A 16,596-nucleotide genomic window follows, 5' to 3' on the forward strand; every position below is an offset into this window, starting at 1 on the left:
CCGACAGCCTCCCGGGCCGAACGCGGCGGATCAAACCGACGCCATTACAGCGGCGACCTTCCTTGACGAGGCACTAGGTTGCGCCGTCGTGCGGCATAGCTAACTGAGCCGTCACCGCTCGCGCTGGTGCCGAGCCTGACGATAGCGCTGTTCGTCAAAGGGTTGCTGGCTGCGCAGCAGCGCGAAACACAGCCGACAGGCGTGGCGGGCGAGAGCGACCCGGGCCTGAATGCTGGCCATGCCGCGGGCACGTAGCTCGTGGTCGCGGACGCGGAACGGCCCGCAGTTCTGCGAGCGGCCCCAGGTGATGCCCATCAACGCGTCGCGGTGCTCGGCCAAGCCCCGCCGGGAGATGCGGCCCCGGCGGGTCAGCGTCGAAGACTGGTATCGCGCCCGGGCGAGCCCGCTGGCGGCGTAGAGGTGCTCGGCATCTACGAAACGCTGCACCGGCAGGCTGAACGCGGCGAACGCGGCGGCACGAACAGCCTTCACGCCCGGCCGAGTGGACAGGATCTGCCCGTCGGTGGCCGCGAGCAACGTCTCGGAGATCGGGAAGATCATCTACACCACGAAACGCAGTTGAGAGCCTCAACTCGAGATTCCGCCAGGCCGCTCGCCGGTGCGGGAACTTCCCCAAGGAACGGGCCGCACTGAAGGTGCTATACCTGGTCATCCGCAACCCGATCACTAACCGCACCAATGTGACCGGACGCACGACCGGCTGGAACGCTGCGTTGAACGCGCTGGTGATGTTCTACGGGCGACCGCATCACCCTGAACTGAAGTGACGATCACGGCTAAGCCACGAAGGTTCTTACAGCCCGGCCCAGTACCTCATTTCGGCGCGTCGGGTCAAAAGCACCCTGCGAACAGTAAGGGAAATCAAAGGCTATGCTGCGGCCGTCGCTTAAGGCCGTTCCTGGCGCACGTCGCAGCCCCGCCCTCGATCAAAGCAGTGCCACAGCATCTCTGGGATCATGATACTGCGCCTCACGCATCCACCTGGCTGACCACACGCACCGGGTGCGCGACGATGCGCACGACTGTCCCGTCGACTGCGGCCTCTCCAGCCCGGACCTTTACTGATGCTGCTGTCGCAGCGCAGCTCGTGCAGGATCTCTCCAGACCCCGTCGACCGACCAGCGGCGCTACCGGATGTAGACCTCTCTCCGTCGCCCGTACTGGGTAGAGAGATCTTGCCACGGCAGCCGCACAGCGAGCCTGTCAGAACACCGTTGACGATCTGCGAATGGTCGGCCCAACGTCCGCCGCAGCGCGGCAGGCGGTCCGGTAGAAGCGGCTCCCAGCCGAGCCTGCTTCGCGTCTGTCAGATCGAGGTAGGACTCGCCCGATATTCGCCTCCTCCTGACCTCGACCGACGATGCGCCAGCGCGTGCTCGACCGTTACGGCGGCGCCGGGGCACGCCGCCAGGAGAGGGTGAGGGCGTCGGAGTGAGGGCGGCCCTCAATCACCGGCGCAACAGGAGTTGCAGGCATGCGCTACGTAGTGCACGTCGTGCCACCAGTACGGGCTGTTGTCGAGGTGGTCGGGCACCGGGTCGAGCATGACGCTCGCGGGCGTGGCGGACGGGGCCGCGGTGAACGGGGCGAGCAGGGTGTCGATGTCGAACAAGACGCCGTTGGCCATCACCTGCCGGACGTTCGCCGCTTGCTTGATGTCGGAGAGCGGGTCGCCGCCCAAGACGACGAGATCGGCATACATACCGGTCTCGATGTGGCCGAGCGGTTCGCCGAGAACCTCGCCCGGCGCCCTGGTTGCAGTGGTCAGCGCCTCGAACGGGGTCAGTCCGTAGGCGACCATGGCTCGCAGGTTCATATGGGTGCTGACGGCGGTGTGGTCGATGGGGGAGTCGGTGCCCGTGATCACCCGGCCGCCCTGGCGGATGATCGACGTGATCTGCTGAACCTGCTTGGCCAGGTTTGCCAGGCCAGCGGTCTGGTCCGTGGTTTGTGCCTTCTTCGCGTCGGCCTGCAGTGACGCATACTCCCATGCCGGGTAGAGCGTGCGCACGCGGTTGTCGGTGACCAGGCTCGTGTCGTCGCGGAACATCGCCTTCGAGCCGAACAACGTGGGGGTGCGGGCCGCGCCGCTCTTGACGAAGAGGTTGGTGACATCGTCATAACCGGCGCCGAGCGCACTGACCGTCCGCGAGTAGCCGAGCCGGTTGGTGGCGCCAATGTGCTCCATCCCGTCGCCGCCGAATGAGAACGCCGGGTAATGGTCGTGCGAGGTGGCTGAAATAAAGCGTTCGTGCGCCCATTCGATGACCCGCCGCTGCCATTCGGGTTTCAACCGCACATAGGACTTCATCAGGTCGTAGTCGAGTGCCCCGGCGCGCTCGAGCTCCAGCAGCAGCTGGTCGTCGTCGAAGGTCGGGCGCATGAAGTTGTAGTAGATACGGCTTCCGTCGATAGCCTCGCCCGTGGCGAAGTAGCGCGGTCCGACCCTCGCTCCAGATTGCACCGATTCACGCTCCTCCACCATGTGATAGGCGGGGCTGCCAGGGGACCGCGTGGTGGTGAAGCCCAGGGACAGCCACAGTCGGCCTTGGCGGTCGCCGTAGCTGTAGCCCTGCATCTCACGGTGGTTGTGCATGTCGATCATGCCGGGGATGACCACGGAGTCGCGTGCGTCGACCACGTCGCCGTCCCACCCGCCGCCGGCGCGCTCCACCGACCGAATGCGGCGCCCGTCCACGACGATGTCCATGTCGGGGCGCAGGGAGCGGCTGGTACCGTCCCACATCCGTCCAGCACGGATGACCACCCGGCCGCGTGTTCGTACGTTGGTCCAGGTCAGGGGAACCGGCACCGTGTGCGGGGTGCCACCGTCGACGGAGACCAACCGGAGCCGGCCGTTGTTGAGATAGAGCAGCTGCTGGGAGTCCCCCCGCCAGCTCGGCGCGTCGGTGACTTCGGAGGTGATCTGGTACGGCGTTCCCGAGAACCTGCCGTCGGGGTTCACGTCGACGACCCACAGCACGCTGCCGACGACAAACGCCATCCGGCGCCCGTCCGGGGACCAGACCGGGCCGTCATCGCCGCGGGTCTGGATCGACCGGTCCGGCAAGGGGTCGACGTAGGTCGCGGCTCCGGTGCTCCGGTCGACCAGAAGGATCTTGCTCAGCCCTTCGCGGAAGCGGGCGGAGTAGGGTTTGATCGCCGCCAGCGCGATCACCGAGCCGTCGGGGGACCAGGTCGGCCTGCCCGGTTCGAAGGTCGCCTTGAAGACCTGCTGGACCGCGCCAGTGGCGACCTCGACAGTGTGTAGCGCGCCCTTCTGGTCGAGGAACGCGATGTGCTTGCCGTCCGGCGACCAGGTACCCGACACCGCGGCGGCGCCGTCGAGGTTGGTCAGCTGGCGGTCCTGACCGGTGGTCAGCTCACGCAGCCAGATGTCGAGCTTCCCGCCCCGATCGGTCGAGTACGACAGCCAGCGGCCGTCCGGTGACCAAGCCGGATCCGACTTCCACCAATTGCCGCTGGTCAGCGGACGGGGCCGCTGACCGATCTCCATCGTGTAGATGTCGTTGAGCGCGCGGAAGGCGACCTGCTTGCCGTCTGGGGAGAGCACCGGACTGCCGATGCCGACGACCGGCCGGGGCACGGTCGAGTCGAAGTCGCGCCGGCGCGGGGTGTAGCTTGATCGGTTGACCGTAACCGAGGCGGTCAGGGGAACGTCGCGCGCCGGGCCGCCGTCGATCCTGCGACGGCGCAGCCAACCGTCGGCGGTGTAGAGGTACTCGTTCGAGCCGAGCCAGGACACCCTGAAGGGGAAGACGTCCTCGCCGGAGAAGAGCGGCTTTCCCCCGGAGATCAGCTGCGTGGTCCGCCCCGCCACGGCGGGTGGCGTGCCACCGGCGAATAGACAGTAAACGAGTTCGTTTCCGTCCGGCGTCCACGCGGGGCTGTGCACCTCCTGGTCCGCCCGCACGGTCACGGCCGTGCTCCGGCTGCCGTCGGCAACCGAGAGCACGTCGATGCGGGTGTTCCCCACCACGAACGCGATCTTCGTGCCGTCGGGTGACCAAGCGGGCTCGTACTCCTGGTCCGACGTGTCGGTGAGCTGGGTGACCGCGTGCGTGGCGAGATCGAGGAGGTAGATCCCGTAGCTGCCGGGCGCGTCGGAGCAGAACACGATGTGCTTGCCGTCCGGGGAAAACCGGGGCTCCCGGTGGTCGAACGGCCCTGTGGTCAGCTGCCGCAGGTTGGTCGCGTCCGTATGGATGGTCCAGATGTTGAAGTTGCCGTCCCGATAGGACTGGAAGGCCAGGCTGGCGCTGTCCGGGGCCCAGTCCGGCTGGGCGAGGTCGAACAGGTCGCCGGTCAGGCGGGTTGCCTGGCCGCCCTCAGCGGGAACGAGCCACAGCACGCCCAGCAGGTCGATCGCGATCGTCCGACGGTCCGGTGAGAGCTGAGCGGCGAGGTTGGTGCCTTGGCGCAGTGTCACCGGCACCCCGGCGCGCGACGACTCCGGCGCGGCGACCGCATCCTGCCCCACATCAGCGACGCCGACCCCCGACAACGCAACCGTGCCCGCTACTCCTGACAGAAAACCTCGTCTACGTACTTCTGACATATGAATCTCCTCCCCCGAAGAATATAATGAATCGAAACGCGGTTCAGGGAAACGGATGCGCCGCCAGGCAAACAAAAACGTTTTTCGCAACGCTGCCATTTTACGGTATTGAGCATTTGTTTCCGGCACTGTCAGGCGCAACACTTCCGACAGCCCGCCAGATCCGCCCGATCGTCGAGCGACTCAACCCAGAGCGCTCGGCCATGAAGGCCTGTGACCAGTGCGTGGCATTCGGTGGGGTCTGCTCCAACGTCGCGACGATCACTCGGCACGGCGGCAGGGCCGAATCTCTCTCCGGCGGCCCGGTTCACCAGGGTCGGTGCCAGATGCCGGCCTCGACACTAATCTGCAGACGACCGCGCCGGCCTGGTACGACGTAGCGACCCGATTCTCGGGCCAGGGTGCCCGCCCTCGTGACCGGCGGGTGCCCGGCCCCGTTGCGAGGCCAGTACGGCGGACGGGTCACCACCCGACGTCCGGCCCCGCCTCGGCCCGGAAGCGCAGGGCAGGATCGGCGTACCGCGTCCCGGTCGCGGCGTGCAGCGCCTTGGCCATATCCCGCACCACGGGATAGGCGGCGACGCAGACTGCGATCTCGGCGTCCGACGCGGGGATGCCCGCCTCGGTCAACAGGGCGCGGACGCGCGGCTCCTCCGCCATAACTCGCCTCCAGGTCCGTCGTGGTCAGAACAGCAGCGCGGCGACCGAGAGAGCGGGACGGCGCAGGTGATGGGTAGTGCCAGCCTGGAACGCGCTCCCGATGCGTAGCAGCGTCGTCTCGGCGAAGGGGCGGCCCGCCAGCTGCAGTGACAGCGGTAGTCCGGACCCGGTCATGCCCATCGGCAGTGCCAGCGCCGGGCTGCCTGCCGCATTCCAGTACGCGGTGTGAAAGTGCCCGAACAGCTCGAACACATCACGCTCGCCGCTGAGGAACCCGGCCAGCGCAGGGGCCCCGATCGACAGCGTCGGCGAGACCACCACGTCAACCTGCTCGAAAAGCCGCGCTAGGGCGAGCTGGGCGGCACGGCGGACGCGCTGCGCCTGCACGTAGTCCGCCCCGGTGAGCAATGCACCCCGCAACAGCAACTCCCGCGTGCCCGCGGTGTAGTCCCGCCACCGGGTACCGACGTTCGGGCGATGGAAGGCGAGAGCCTCGCAGGCCAACGTGACGATGTCCGCTGCGGTCAGCTCAGCGTGGTAAGGAAGCTCGACCTCGGTGCATGACGACCCGAGCCCCTCCAGCACGGCGACGGCCATGTCGAATGCTGGACCGACCGCACCGTCCGCGCCGTTCGGGAACATCCCCTCACGGAGCACGCCGATCCGGAGACCGCTGAGGTCTTCGGCCGGGTCTGGGAACTCGGTGAACGGTACCTCCACCGAGTCCGGGTCGCTCGGATGCGGCCCGGACATCGCGGCCAGGACGAGCCCGCAGTCCTCCGCAGTCCGCGCGATCGGCCCGACCCGATCCACGCTGTAGCCCACCGGCACGCATCCGGACTTCGGGACCCGGCCGAAGGTCGGCATCAGCCCGGTCACCCCGCACATCGCAGACGGGATGCGGATGCTGCCCAGCGTGTCGCTACCGAGGCCGGCGAAGAACAGCCCGGCCGCGACGCCAGCGGCGCTGCCGGAACTCGACCCGCCCGGCCAGGCGTCGAGGTCCCACGGATTGCGAGGCACCGGGAACGGCATGTCGACCTCCGGCATACCGCAGGCGAACTCCATTGTCGTGGTCTTGCCGGTGATCACGGCGCCCGCCTGCCGGAGGCGAGCCACAACCGGTGCATCCTTCCCCGCACCCCAGGCCGGGTCGAGTACCAGCGACTGTGCTGTGGTCGGGCCGTCGGCCACGGCGATCGTGTCCTTGACGGCGACCGGTACGCCGTGCAGTGGCCCCCGGTACCGGCCGGCGGCGAGCTCGGCGTCGGCCCGGTCCGCGGCCGCGCGGGCCTGTTCGTCAAAGCGGGTGAGATAGGCCGCCAGCCTGCCATCCACTCGGTCGGCGACGGCCAGCGCGGACTCGGTCAGTTCCCGGCTGGTGACGGCGCCGACGCGCAGGGCTGCGGCTGCGTCGGACAGCGTGTGCGGGATTGACATGGAGACCTCCAATGGGTTCACGGCAGCTCTGCCCCGAGGTTCGGACCTGCCGTCAGCGTTTCAGCCACGGTCGTCGTCGCCGAGATTTCGATCCGCTCTGCGTCAGGTCGGACGACCTCGACGCCGACGACTCCAGCTGGCTGGCGCTGCGAGCGGTGAATTGGTGCACGACCCGGGTCGACGCAACTTGACAGCGTGAACCCGGCAGCTCGACAACCGGGGTCGTCGAACCTCACCGCCGGACCGTCCACGCACCTCGCCGGACACAGCCGTCCGCCTGCAGGCGCGGCCGCTTCAGAAGGCCAGATCGACCGCGTGCCCTAAGGGCGCGGCAGCGGCGCCAGCGCTGAAACACCACGTCGGGCACCGTAGTTACGCGGCCAGCAGCCCCACCTGGTCCGCAACATCGTGGTGGACGCCGCCCGGACACCGCGGCCAGCGGAAACATGGTCGTGTTTCTAGGGATCATCACCCGACAGGCCATCCGCCACGGCGCCCATCTCGCAGTTCGCAATCTGATCGAGGTCGTCACGCGTTCTATCGACGATTAGAACGCCGCTGACCTTCGTCTGGGCCAAAGACGTCGCACCAACATCACGAAAGGCGACTGTAGACCCACTTCTAGGACGCGACATTGGACGCCGAGTAGATATCGACATTTCACCCGCCGCGATCCATGTGAACCCAACAGGGGAACGTCCATGTAGCAGAATCGCGATTCCCGTTCCAGGCTATCAACATCACCACTGCGCCCTCGCTTTCATTCGATCCAACTCGCCCAATTTTGGGGACGAAGTGGATTCGCCTCGCTCGCGAACGGCCTCCGATCTCGGTTGAGATCAGTCTCCATTGCGACAGACCGCTATTGCCGTCATAGTGCCCGCGTTGGTCGGCGAAGTGGATGACGCATGACATTGAAAATGTTAAAATTACTCGATCGTACTCACCCACCACCGAATCGCGCTCGGCCGCAACCGTACTAGACGACGACCATGACATTGATGATTATGCACCCTCAAGGCTCCGATCGAACCCGTGCGAACCCCCGGTTGCTTCCCCCCGGACGCTCGCGCTGGTCCGCGACTGCCGGATCCTCGGGTGAGCTAGGCCTGTTCACAAAGCCATGGCGGCGAGGGCGTGTAGCCAGATGTTGATCGTGGCGATGCGCATGGTGGCGCTCGTAGCGCAGGGCGAACTTGTCGTATCGGGTGGCGAGCGCCCGGTGTTGTTTGAGTAGGTGATGCCGCATTCGACGGCGTGATGCTGCCGGTAGATCTACTCGTCGAAGGCAGGCGGGCGTCCGCTGTAGTTGATAGGGATTCCCATCACCATTGTGTGGCGGCCAGCGGAGTGCCCGTCGGTTTGGTCGCGAACCTGCGGTCGGAAGTCCGCCGCCGTCGTCTCATCCCCGTGCAACGCACCCTTGGCGATGGAGCTGCCCGGCGAGGTGGTATCGCTGATCGCCACGACTGCCGGGGTCACGAACGCGAGCACGGATAGCGTCAAGTAGCACAGCACAGTCCAGATCGAGCAACGACGCATGGGGGCAGCGAGCTTACGTGCCAGCTCAGGGTCGCTTCTTCTGAGCGACTTCGAAATTCTGGTCAATCGTACGAATTCATCCTGGTTGAGGGTCATGAGGGCTTCGTCCCATCGTTGGAGTTGGTGTTGTTCAACCGGGCGACCCCAGCCCGGGAGGGTGTTCTGCGGCGCGAACGGCCGCAGCGGTCGGGTGCTCCTCGTTGAGCCCCCGACCTGCAGCGGTATGAGTCGGTTGCTCAGGCGTGTGCGAGCGGTGTGACTGGGGGAAACTCGTTGTCGGTGTCGGCCAGGATGTTGAAGTAGTTCGTGAGGATGTTGAGTGCGAGGTTGCCGACGACCTCGGCGATCTCGGCGTCGGTCACTCCGGCAGCCCGGGCGGTCTCCAGCGCGGCGTCCTCGACGATGCCGCGTCCCCGAGCGATGGCGTCGGACAGGGCGAGCAGTGCCGCGGCATGAGGGTCGGCGGAGTCGGCATGTCGCGCACGCTCGATCTCGTCGGGGTCGAGCTTGGCGACCTTCGAGCCGATGAAACTGTGCGCGGACAGGCAGTACTCGCAGTCGTTGTACTCGGCCGTGGCGAGAGCGAGTTGTTCGCGGACGGGCGCGGGGATCACCCCGACGCTAAGGGCGCCCGACAGTGCGAGCCAGCCCCTGACCAGCGCCGGGCTGTGCGCCATCGTCTTGGCCATGTTCGGCACCGCCCCGAGTGCCTTCTTGACCTCGGCCAGCACCTCGGCGACAGGCTCGGTCGCGTCTGTGGGCTCGATCTTGGAAAGAGTGGACATGCTGATGGTCCCTTCCAGGTGTGAGTCTAACGGGTGAGCATCGTTCTATCCGTTATCCACGTTGCCACGCGGGTCAGTGGGCTGTCAAATGGATAATGCTGTGTCAAACCATTAGGTTCCGTGCTAGCGTGGGCATATGCGACGCCCTGAGGTGCCCACCGGAGCGACGTTGCTCGGCGAGCCGCTTCCGGTGGAGCTCATGAACACGCTGCGGGTCGACCGGAGTGACGTGCAGGACGCGCTCAGCGACGACGCCCCAGTGACCGCCTGGCTACGCGCGATCGACGACCGCCTGCGCTCCGAGACCGGCAGCCAGGACCCGTCTGACGTCGCCGCGGCGCCGGAGCCTGGGCTCGCCGAGCGGCTGCGCAGGGTGCGCGATGCTCTCTGCCGACTGGCCGCGGACGCGACCGGAGACCGATGGGTGCGGCCCGAGGCGGCCGGGTTCGGGACGGCTTTGCGAGAGCAGTGGTCAGCTGCGCAATTGCCGTCGTGAGGTGATGTTGAGTTTGGAAAAGATCTTCCTAATGTGCCATTCGACGGTGCGTGGGCTGAGGAAGAGCCGGGCCGCGATCTCGGGATTGGTCAGTCCCTGGCGGACCAGGTGGGCGATCTGTGTCTCCTGCGTGGTGAGCTCGGTGGTGGTCTCGACGGTGCGTTTGCGCGCGGTTACGCCGATGGCGCCGAGCTCGCGAGCGGTGCGGCGGGCGAACCCCTCCGCACCCATCTCCATGAACATCTCGTGCGCCGCCCGCAGTTGGTCGTGCGCATCCGATCGCCGCCGTTCACGACGCAGCCACTCGCCGTAAACCAGATGCGCCCGAGCGAGCTCACCTCGAATGTGGGTGCGACCGAGCCGCTCGATCGCCTCACAGTAGGCGCTCTCAGCAGCCGGTCCGTCGCCGATCAGGGCCCGGCAGCGCGCCTCCAGCCCCAATGCCCAGTCGGTGCCGCCGGCGCGCGTGAGTGGGGTCAGCTGCCGGAAGGCGTCGGTTGCGAGGTCGGGTTGCCGGACCCGGACAGCCGCCTCAACGCGCTCGACCAGTGATGCCCAGGTCGGCATGCCGATCTCCACTGACGGTTCGGTGGCCGCCTGCGCAGCGGTCAGCGCCTCGTCGTACATGCAGAGCCCGTTGCACAGCAGCGCCTTGATCCACCCACAACAGATAACGCCGGTCCCCTCGCCGCGGCGCGCGTTCTCCTCGGATTCGGCCTCGATCAACGTGAACGTCCCCGTCTCCAGGCCCCGCCAGGCGGGGAGCAGCATGGTGCCGTAGGACGCAACGGGAACGATCGTCGTTCCCATGACGGCCTTCTGTTCCTCAAGCAACGACGCCGCGGCGTCCAGCTTGCCGGTGAAGACGTACCAGGCGATACGAGAGGTCAATGCGAGCGGTAACAGGGCGAGCGCACCGGCATCGCGGGCGAGTTCGAGGAAGCGCCGGGTGAGCACCTCGTAGATTTCGTCGTCCGCGAGAGCCGCGGCGACGGCGATGTAGGTGAACCAGACGACGCTGAACCGCTCATCCTCGGAGGGGCCGCGATCGCGGAACGCTCGAAGTGCTCGCTTCAGGTCGGGGGCGGCTGCGGCGTAGCCGTCGGTGAAGCGCAGCGCCAGGGCGTCGAGGAGGAGGTCGGCGGTCGAGGGATGTGGTGGTGCCGGTGCATTCCGGACAGCCTCGCCGACCTCGCGCATGCCGGCGCCGCCGGTCAGATGCGCGGCGAACCAGGCCGCCATCGACGCATCCAGATACGTGTCGCGGGCCTGCCGCATGTTCAGCGGTTCCAGGCGGGCGGCGGCCTTGAGCAGGAGCGAGGGGACGTCACCGCCGCGGTTCATCGTGAGTGCGATCTGGGCGCGCAGCAGGTCAGCGCGGGCGCGCTCGAGCTCGGTCAGTGGGCTCGCTTCCGCCAGGGTCAGCAGTCCCAGCGCGGAGTCGGGCAGACCGGCGAGGTGCTTGGCCTGTGCCGCAGCCATTGCCCGCTGCCCGCGCCGTGCTGGGTCGGGCGACAGATGGGTTGCCCGTTCGAGGAATGCCGCGGCCGCGGCCACGCCGCCGCGTGCCTGCGCGCGTCCGGCCGAATGTACGAGCTCCGCGGCGACGTCCTCGTCACGCCCGGCCACCGCCTTCGCGTTGTGCCAGGCACGCCGGTCCGGATCGGCCTGCGGGTCAGTGACCTGCGCCAACGCCCCATGACTGCGCCGCCGGCTCTCCGACGACGCCATCTCGTAGGTCGCCGAACGCACCAGGGGATGTCGAAACCGCACCCGAGGGCCGAAATGGATCAGATCCACCGCTTCGGCCGGCCCCGCGGCGTCGACGGCGATGCCGAGCCGCTCGGCAGCCTGCCAGACCAGTACCGGATCCCCCACCGGCTCGGCCGCGGCCACCAACAACAGCTCGCGAGTCTCCGCTGGCAGCGCGATGATCTGCCGACAGTAGCTCTCCTCGATCTGACGGGAGAGCTTCCCCCGGCTCGGCGATCGCGACTCACCTGCCAGCTCCGACGGTGTGAACCCCCTCGGCAGCTCGAGCAACGCCAGCGGATTGCCCTGGGCCTCAGCGAGGACCTGCTCCCTCACCCGCTCGTCGACCGGACCACAGTGCGCGAATCTCAACAACGCGCGCGCATCGTCCTCGGGCAAACCGATCACCTCTACCTCGGGCAGGCCCGCCAACTCCGGTTCCTCGACGGACTCCTCGCCGGAGATCGAGTCCCGGACCGCGAAGACGATCGCCACCGACTCCGCCTGCAGCCGGCGTGCGACGAACGCGAGCACCTGCGCCGATGCCCGGTCCAGCCACTGCGCGTCATCCACCACACACACCAGCGGACGCTCCCGGGCGACTTCGGCGAACAGACCGAGCACTGCCAACCCCACCGCGAAACGATTTGGCGGGTTACCCGTTCTCAGGCCGAACGCCCTGCTCAACGCCTCCTGCTGCGCTTCGGGCAGGCCGCCCAGCCGCACCAGCATCGGCGCGCAAACCTGGTGCAGCCCGGCGAAGGCCAGCTCCACCTCGGCCTGCACACCTGTGGCCCGTGCCACCCGGCAGCCGGCTGCTCGTCCCAGCAGGTAAGCCAACAACGTGGTCTTGCCCACGCCAGCCTCGCCGCGCACCACCACCGCGCGGCTACGTCCCGTCCGGACGTCCTCGAGCAACCGGTCGAGTAGCTGACACTCGCTGCGCCGGTCCAGCAGTAACGCCGTCACCCGTCAGCCCAATCGTCGAGCACAACACCGTATCCGCCCGACAAGGCGCTTTCCACCTTTCCAGCGCTACTAGATGTACCCGGCCAGGACGTTGGTGACAGTGGGGTTCGTGGGACACGCCCGCTCAGGTCGTTGATGTGAGGAGAACCTCCGGTTGGGGTGTGGCTTGTCTAAGGACCCACTCCGACCGGAGGCTCTCGTGAATCTCACGGTAATGCCCGGCTGACCTTCCATGGCCGCCGCACCATTGTTGATCGCGTTGTAGAGCAGCGGCGGCCGAAGGCACACGTGGCCAAGGAGATGGGCGTCTCCCGCGCGGACTGCTCCCGACGAATATCCGGTTATGCGGTAACCAACCCGCGCATATCAGCCTGACCGCGCGTCGACCCACGACAGCCTCTCTCGCACCACCCTCGCCGGCCCCACATGCGCCTGACCAGCCCCGATACCCTTCCATCGCGGGCCACTCAACCACGGCCACTTGACAGCAGGTGCCCCCATATCAGCTGTCGTAGCCGAGCGGGGTACTGCCGGCCCCGCCTTCGAGGTCGTTTCCGGCGGTCCGCGCCCGGGTCGCGTGCCTGCGCGGGCGCGCATGAGCCTTCCTGCGCTTCGCCACGTGCTCCGCGGCCGCGCGATCCGCCCGGGCGATCGGCGGTACGATGGCCTCCGCTCGACCTACGTGGCCGGGAACGCCCGTCCTGCTTGAACCGCCCATACGAGGCAGACCATCGAGAGGTGCCCGTCCACGCCCACCCTCGCTGGGCGAGCAGCGCGCGGCGCTGCGGACCGAGCTTGAGTTCGAGGGAGCCTGGAGGCACCCGGGGGCGACTCCGAAGATGACGATAGTGCAGGCATTCAACGCGGCGCTGCGCGATGCGATGACCGCGGACGACTCGGTCGTGGACTTCCGCGAGGACGCCGATGCGCACGGCGGGGTCTTCCGGATCACCAACGGGCCGCACCGCGCCTTCGGCGCGGCCGCTGCTTCGACACACCGCTGCCCCAGGCCGGCATCGTCGCTGCCCCAGGCCGGCATCGTCGGGATGGAGGTCGGCAGCGCATCTGAGCGGACGTGGTGCAATGTGGGCTGGGTAAACCTCCTCAAGGGATAGCCTATGACCCATCGCTGATGGGTCTGCAAATGACAGCATCACTGCTAGACCGGGACGCCGAGCGTCGGGTGCTCGACCAGCTGCTTGGGGACGTCCGGATGGGACGGAGCCGCGCCTTGGTGGTGCGCGGCAGTGCAGGTGTGGGCAAGACCACGTTACTGAAGTATGTCCTGGAGCGTGCTTCGTCCTGCCAGGTGGCACGAGCCACGGGCGTGCAGGCCGAGATGGAGTTGGCCTTCGCAGGCCTGCACCAGGTGTGCGCGTCGATGCTGGACCGGCTAAACCTCCTGCCGGAAGCGCATCGGAAGGCGTTAAGCACGGCTTTTGGGCTGAGCACGGGAGGTCCACCAGATCGCTTTCTGTTGGGGTTGGCGGTACTCGGCCTGTTCGCCGAGGTAGCCCGGGAGCGTCCGCTGGTTTGTGTGGTGGATGACGCGCAGTGGCTGGATCGCGCGTCGGCGCAGGTGCTCGCGTTCGTCGCACGTCGGCTGCAGGCGGAGTCGGTGGCGATCATTTTTGCGGCACGTGAGTCCGAGGCTGTTCAGGGGCCTTCCGAGGTGTCGGATCTGGCCGACCTACCGGAGATGGTCGTCACTGGTCTGCCGGAAGACGCTGCGCGTGCGCTGCTGTTGTCGGCGTATCGCGGCCCGGTGGATGAGCGCGTGCTGGAACGGCTCCTAGGGGAGACGCAAGGTAATCCACTGGCCTTGCTGGACTTGCCGAGGGGATTCACACTGACGGAGCTGGCTGGTGGGTTCGGATTGCCGATTCGAGGCATGCTGCCACATCGGATCGAAGAGAGTTACCACCGGCGAATCGCCACTCTGCCGGTGGAGACGCGCCAGCTCCTGCTGGTGGCCGCCGTGGAGCCGGTGGGCGACCCCGTACTGGTGTGGCGGGCGGCGGAGCAGCTCGGCATCGATATCGGGGCATCGGCATCGGCCCGGGCGTCGGGCCTGATCGACTTCGGTGCCCGGGTGTGGTTTCGGCATCCCCTGGTGCGCTCGGCGATCTACCGGACGGCGTCGCCGGAGAGCCTGCGGAGCACCCATAAGGCACTGGCCCAGGTCACCGACCCCGAAGCCGATCCGGACCGGCGCGCCTGGCATTTCGCCCAGGCGGCGGCCGGGCCCGACGAAGACGTTGCCGCCGAGCTCGAACGTTCGGCCGGACGGGCGCAGGCACGCGGCGGGGTGGCTGCGGCCGCCGCTTTCCTCGAACGAGCAACCGAGCTGACCCTGGACCCACGACGGGGCGGGCAGCGGGCACTTGCCGCGGCGCAGGCCAACCACCTCGCCGATATGCCCGACGCGGCGTTGAAACTGCTGTCCATGGGAGAAGCGAGTCCCCTGACCAAGCTCCAGCGCGCCCAAGCCGACCTGCTGCGCGCCCGGATCGCACTCACGATGAACCGCGGAGGCGACGTCCCGTTGCTGCTGCTCAAGGCCGCCGCCCGCCTGGAGCCGCTGGACGTGCGGATGGCCCGCGACACGTATCTGGACGCGTCCGCGGCGGCTTGGTTCGCCGGCCATTTGGCTAGCGGTGGCGACATGCGTGAGGTCGGCGAGCTTGTTCGGAAGGCACCGGCGCCGTCGCGTCCGACAAGCGCGGATCTCCTCCTCGACGCCTTGGCCGTATGGTTTACGGACGGGCACGCCGCCGCTGCGCCCGAACTGCGGCGGGCACTTCGAGAGTTCCGCGATCGGGGCGCCTCGGGTGAAGCGAACCTGAGCGTGGTCTGGTTCACCTACATCGCCGTCGCCGCGGCCCTCGCCGACGAGGAAACCTACGACGTTCTCAGCAAGCGCTTCCTCCAGCTCGCCCGCGATACCGGCGCACTCGCCCTCCTACCGCTCGCCCTGACCGCCCGCATCGCCTGGCATGTCTTCATCGGAGAGCTGGCCGCTGCGGCTTCTTTGCTCGAGGAACAGAAGGGAGTCATGGATGCGACCGTCATCCCAGTCGCCTCGTACGGCACCTTGCTGCTTCCCGCCTGGCAGGGCCGCGAAGCGGGGGCATTCGAGTTGATCGATGCCGCCTCCGAGGAGAACGCGGCCCGTGGCGAGGGCGCCGGCGTGATCTGCTGCGGATGGTTGAAAGCGCTGCTGTGCAATGGCCTCGGCAGGTACGAGGAGGCGCTGACGGCCGCGCAGCAGGCTACCGCCCCACCGGTGGAGGTCGGGATGCCGACCTGGGAATCTCTGGTCGAGCTCGTCACTGCGGCTGTCCGGGTCCGCCAGCCTGAAATCGCGACTGCCGCCTTCCAGCGGCTCGCCCAGCTGACTCGGGCCAGCGGCACTGACTGGGCGTTAGGCTTGGAGGCGCGTTGCCGGGCACTGCTCGGCAACGGGCGGGCCGCCGAGGGCGATTACCGTGAAGCAATCGAACGGCTGGGCCGTACTCGTGTTCGTGGCGACCTCGCTCGAGCCCATCTGGTTTACGGGGAGTGGCTGCGCCGGGAACGGCGGCGATCGGATGCACTTGACCAGTTGCGGGTCGCGTACGAGATGTTCACCGGGATGGGTGCGGAAGGATTCGCCCAGCGTGCTGCCAGCGAGCTGGGAGCACTCGGCACCACAGCGCGCAAACGCAGCGTGGAGACCAGCACCGAACTCACCGCCCAGGAGATCGAGGTCGTCCGCCTGGTGCGCGAGGGGCTCTCCAATCCCGAGATCGGGGCCCGGCTGTTCCTCAGCCCCCGCACCGTCGAATGGCATATGGGCAGAATCTTCGCAAAACTAAGCATCACGTCACGGCGACAATTACGCCAGCGAGCTGATCGCCTGTGACGTGACCGGAAAGTTTCGGTACTGGGCAGTCCGGCAAATCGCGTGGGGCCTCGTCATATCCCTTTGATCGTCCTTCGACAATCTGTCGCCGGTGGTCCTCATCCAGCTGTGACGCCCTGGAGAAGATGTTCCCTGAACCGCTCGCGGGCCAGGGCACGTCGACGCACTCATTTGATGGCCCGGGGCATACGGTTGGACTGTCGGGAACAGTGGCCATCGAGGAACACATATGGGCAGGCCGTTGCTGCTCAGAGGCTGCGAGCCCGTGTTAGTAGGTGGCCGCCGGTGTGACTGGTCCGGCTGAGCAGTCCTCCACGAGTTGCTGGGCGTGCTGCTGCTGATCAATCTGATCCGGCACAGGCTCCTCGCTCACTAAGCGATGTCTCGTAACTGATCTTGAGGCTGGTGGCGGTGCCGGTCTCGGGTCAGTGGCTCAGGGCGATGTTGT

Annotated in this window: 10 protein-coding genes and 2 pseudogenes; 5 read left to right on the forward strand and 7 right to left on the reverse strand. The window is 67.3% G+C overall.

Annotated features, from left to right (window positions below; translation table 11 throughout):
• Positions 1-111: 111 nt before the first annotated feature.
• Entirely contained in the window at positions 112-561 is a 450-nt protein-coding gene (locus MMF94_RS42460) for a transposase (protein WP_241043182.1), read from the reverse strand.
• Between MMF94_RS42460 and MMF94_RS43980 the strand changes: the two are divergent.
• Positions 548-783: pseudogene (locus tag MMF94_RS43980) on the forward strand (transposase); the annotation flags it as partial. The gene MMF94_RS42460 and the pseudogene MMF94_RS43980 overlap by 14 nt on opposite strands.
• Positions 784-1,465: 682 nt before the next feature.
• Here the strand turns inward: MMF94_RS43980 and MMF94_RS42470 are convergent.
• From MMF94_RS42470 to MMF94_RS42495, 5 genes are all read right to left on the reverse strand, one after another.
• Complete coding sequence (locus MMF94_RS42470; protein WP_241043183.1) at positions 1,466-4,699, reverse strand: amidohydrolase family protein; 3,234 nt, start codon at positions 4,697-4,699, stop codon at positions 1,466-1,468.
• Between the two features lie 363 nt (positions 4,700-5,062).
• Entirely contained in the window at positions 5,063-5,260 is a 198-nt protein-coding gene (locus tag MMF94_RS42480) for a hypothetical protein (RefSeq protein ID WP_241043184.1), read from the reverse strand.
• Between the two features lie 24 nt (positions 5,261-5,284).
• Positions 5,285-6,700 carry an amidase gene (locus tag MMF94_RS42485; RefSeq protein ID WP_241043185.1) on the reverse strand — a complete coding sequence of 472 codons (1,416 nt, stop codon included), beginning with the start codon at positions 6,698-6,700 and terminating at the stop codon, positions 5,285-5,287.
• Positions 6,701-7,975: 1,275 nt separating this feature from the next.
• A complete protein-coding gene (locus MMF94_RS42490; protein ID WP_241043186.1) occupies positions 7,976-8,338 on the reverse strand; it encodes a DUF3040 domain-containing protein in 363 nt (120 codons plus the stop codon).
• 140 nt (positions 8,339-8,478) lie between these two features.
• Positions 8,479-9,027: a carboxymuconolactone decarboxylase family protein gene (locus MMF94_RS42495; RefSeq protein WP_241043187.1), complete on the reverse strand. Its 549-nt coding sequence runs from the start codon at positions 9,025-9,027 to the stop codon at positions 8,479-8,481.
• Positions 9,028-9,163: 136 nt separating this feature from the next.
• Between MMF94_RS42495 and MMF94_RS42500 the strand changes: the two genes are divergently transcribed.
• Complete coding sequence (locus MMF94_RS42500; protein WP_241043188.1) at positions 9,164-9,523, forward strand: ABATE domain-containing protein; 360 nt, start codon at positions 9,164-9,166, stop codon at positions 9,521-9,523.
• Here the strand turns inward: MMF94_RS42500 and MMF94_RS42505 are convergent.
• Positions 9,500-12,244, reverse strand: coding sequence for a helix-turn-helix transcriptional regulator (locus tag MMF94_RS42505; protein ID WP_241043189.1), 2,745 nt, complete (start codon positions 12,242-12,244; stop codon positions 9,500-9,502). The genes MMF94_RS42500 and MMF94_RS42505 overlap by 24 nt on opposite strands.
• Before the next feature lie 222 nt (positions 12,245-12,466).
• Between MMF94_RS42505 and MMF94_RS42510 the strand changes: the two are divergent.
• From MMF94_RS42510 to MMF94_RS42520, 3 genes and pseudogenes are all read left to right on the forward strand, one after another.
• Positions 12,467-12,577, forward strand: a pseudogene (locus MMF94_RS42510) (IS481 family transposase); the annotation flags it as partial.
• A 506-nt stretch (positions 12,578-13,083) separates the two neighbouring features.
• The gene (locus tag MMF94_RS42515) at positions 13,084-13,359 is read left to right on the forward strand and encodes a hypothetical protein (RefSeq protein WP_241043190.1); all 276 of its coding nucleotides are present in this window, start codon (positions 13,084-13,086) and stop codon (positions 13,357-13,359) included.
• A gap of 29 nt (positions 13,360-13,388) precedes the next feature.
• A complete protein-coding gene (locus MMF94_RS42520; protein WP_277398970.1) occupies positions 13,389-16,148 on the forward strand; it encodes a helix-turn-helix transcriptional regulator in 2,760 nt (919 codons plus the stop codon).
• Positions 16,149-16,596: the final 448 nt, after the last annotated feature.

It is taken from the genome of Pseudonocardia alaniniphila, from assembly GCF_022524485.1.
Lineage (GTDB): Bacteria > Actinomycetota > Actinomycetes > Mycobacteriales > Pseudonocardiaceae > Pseudonocardia > Pseudonocardia alaniniphila.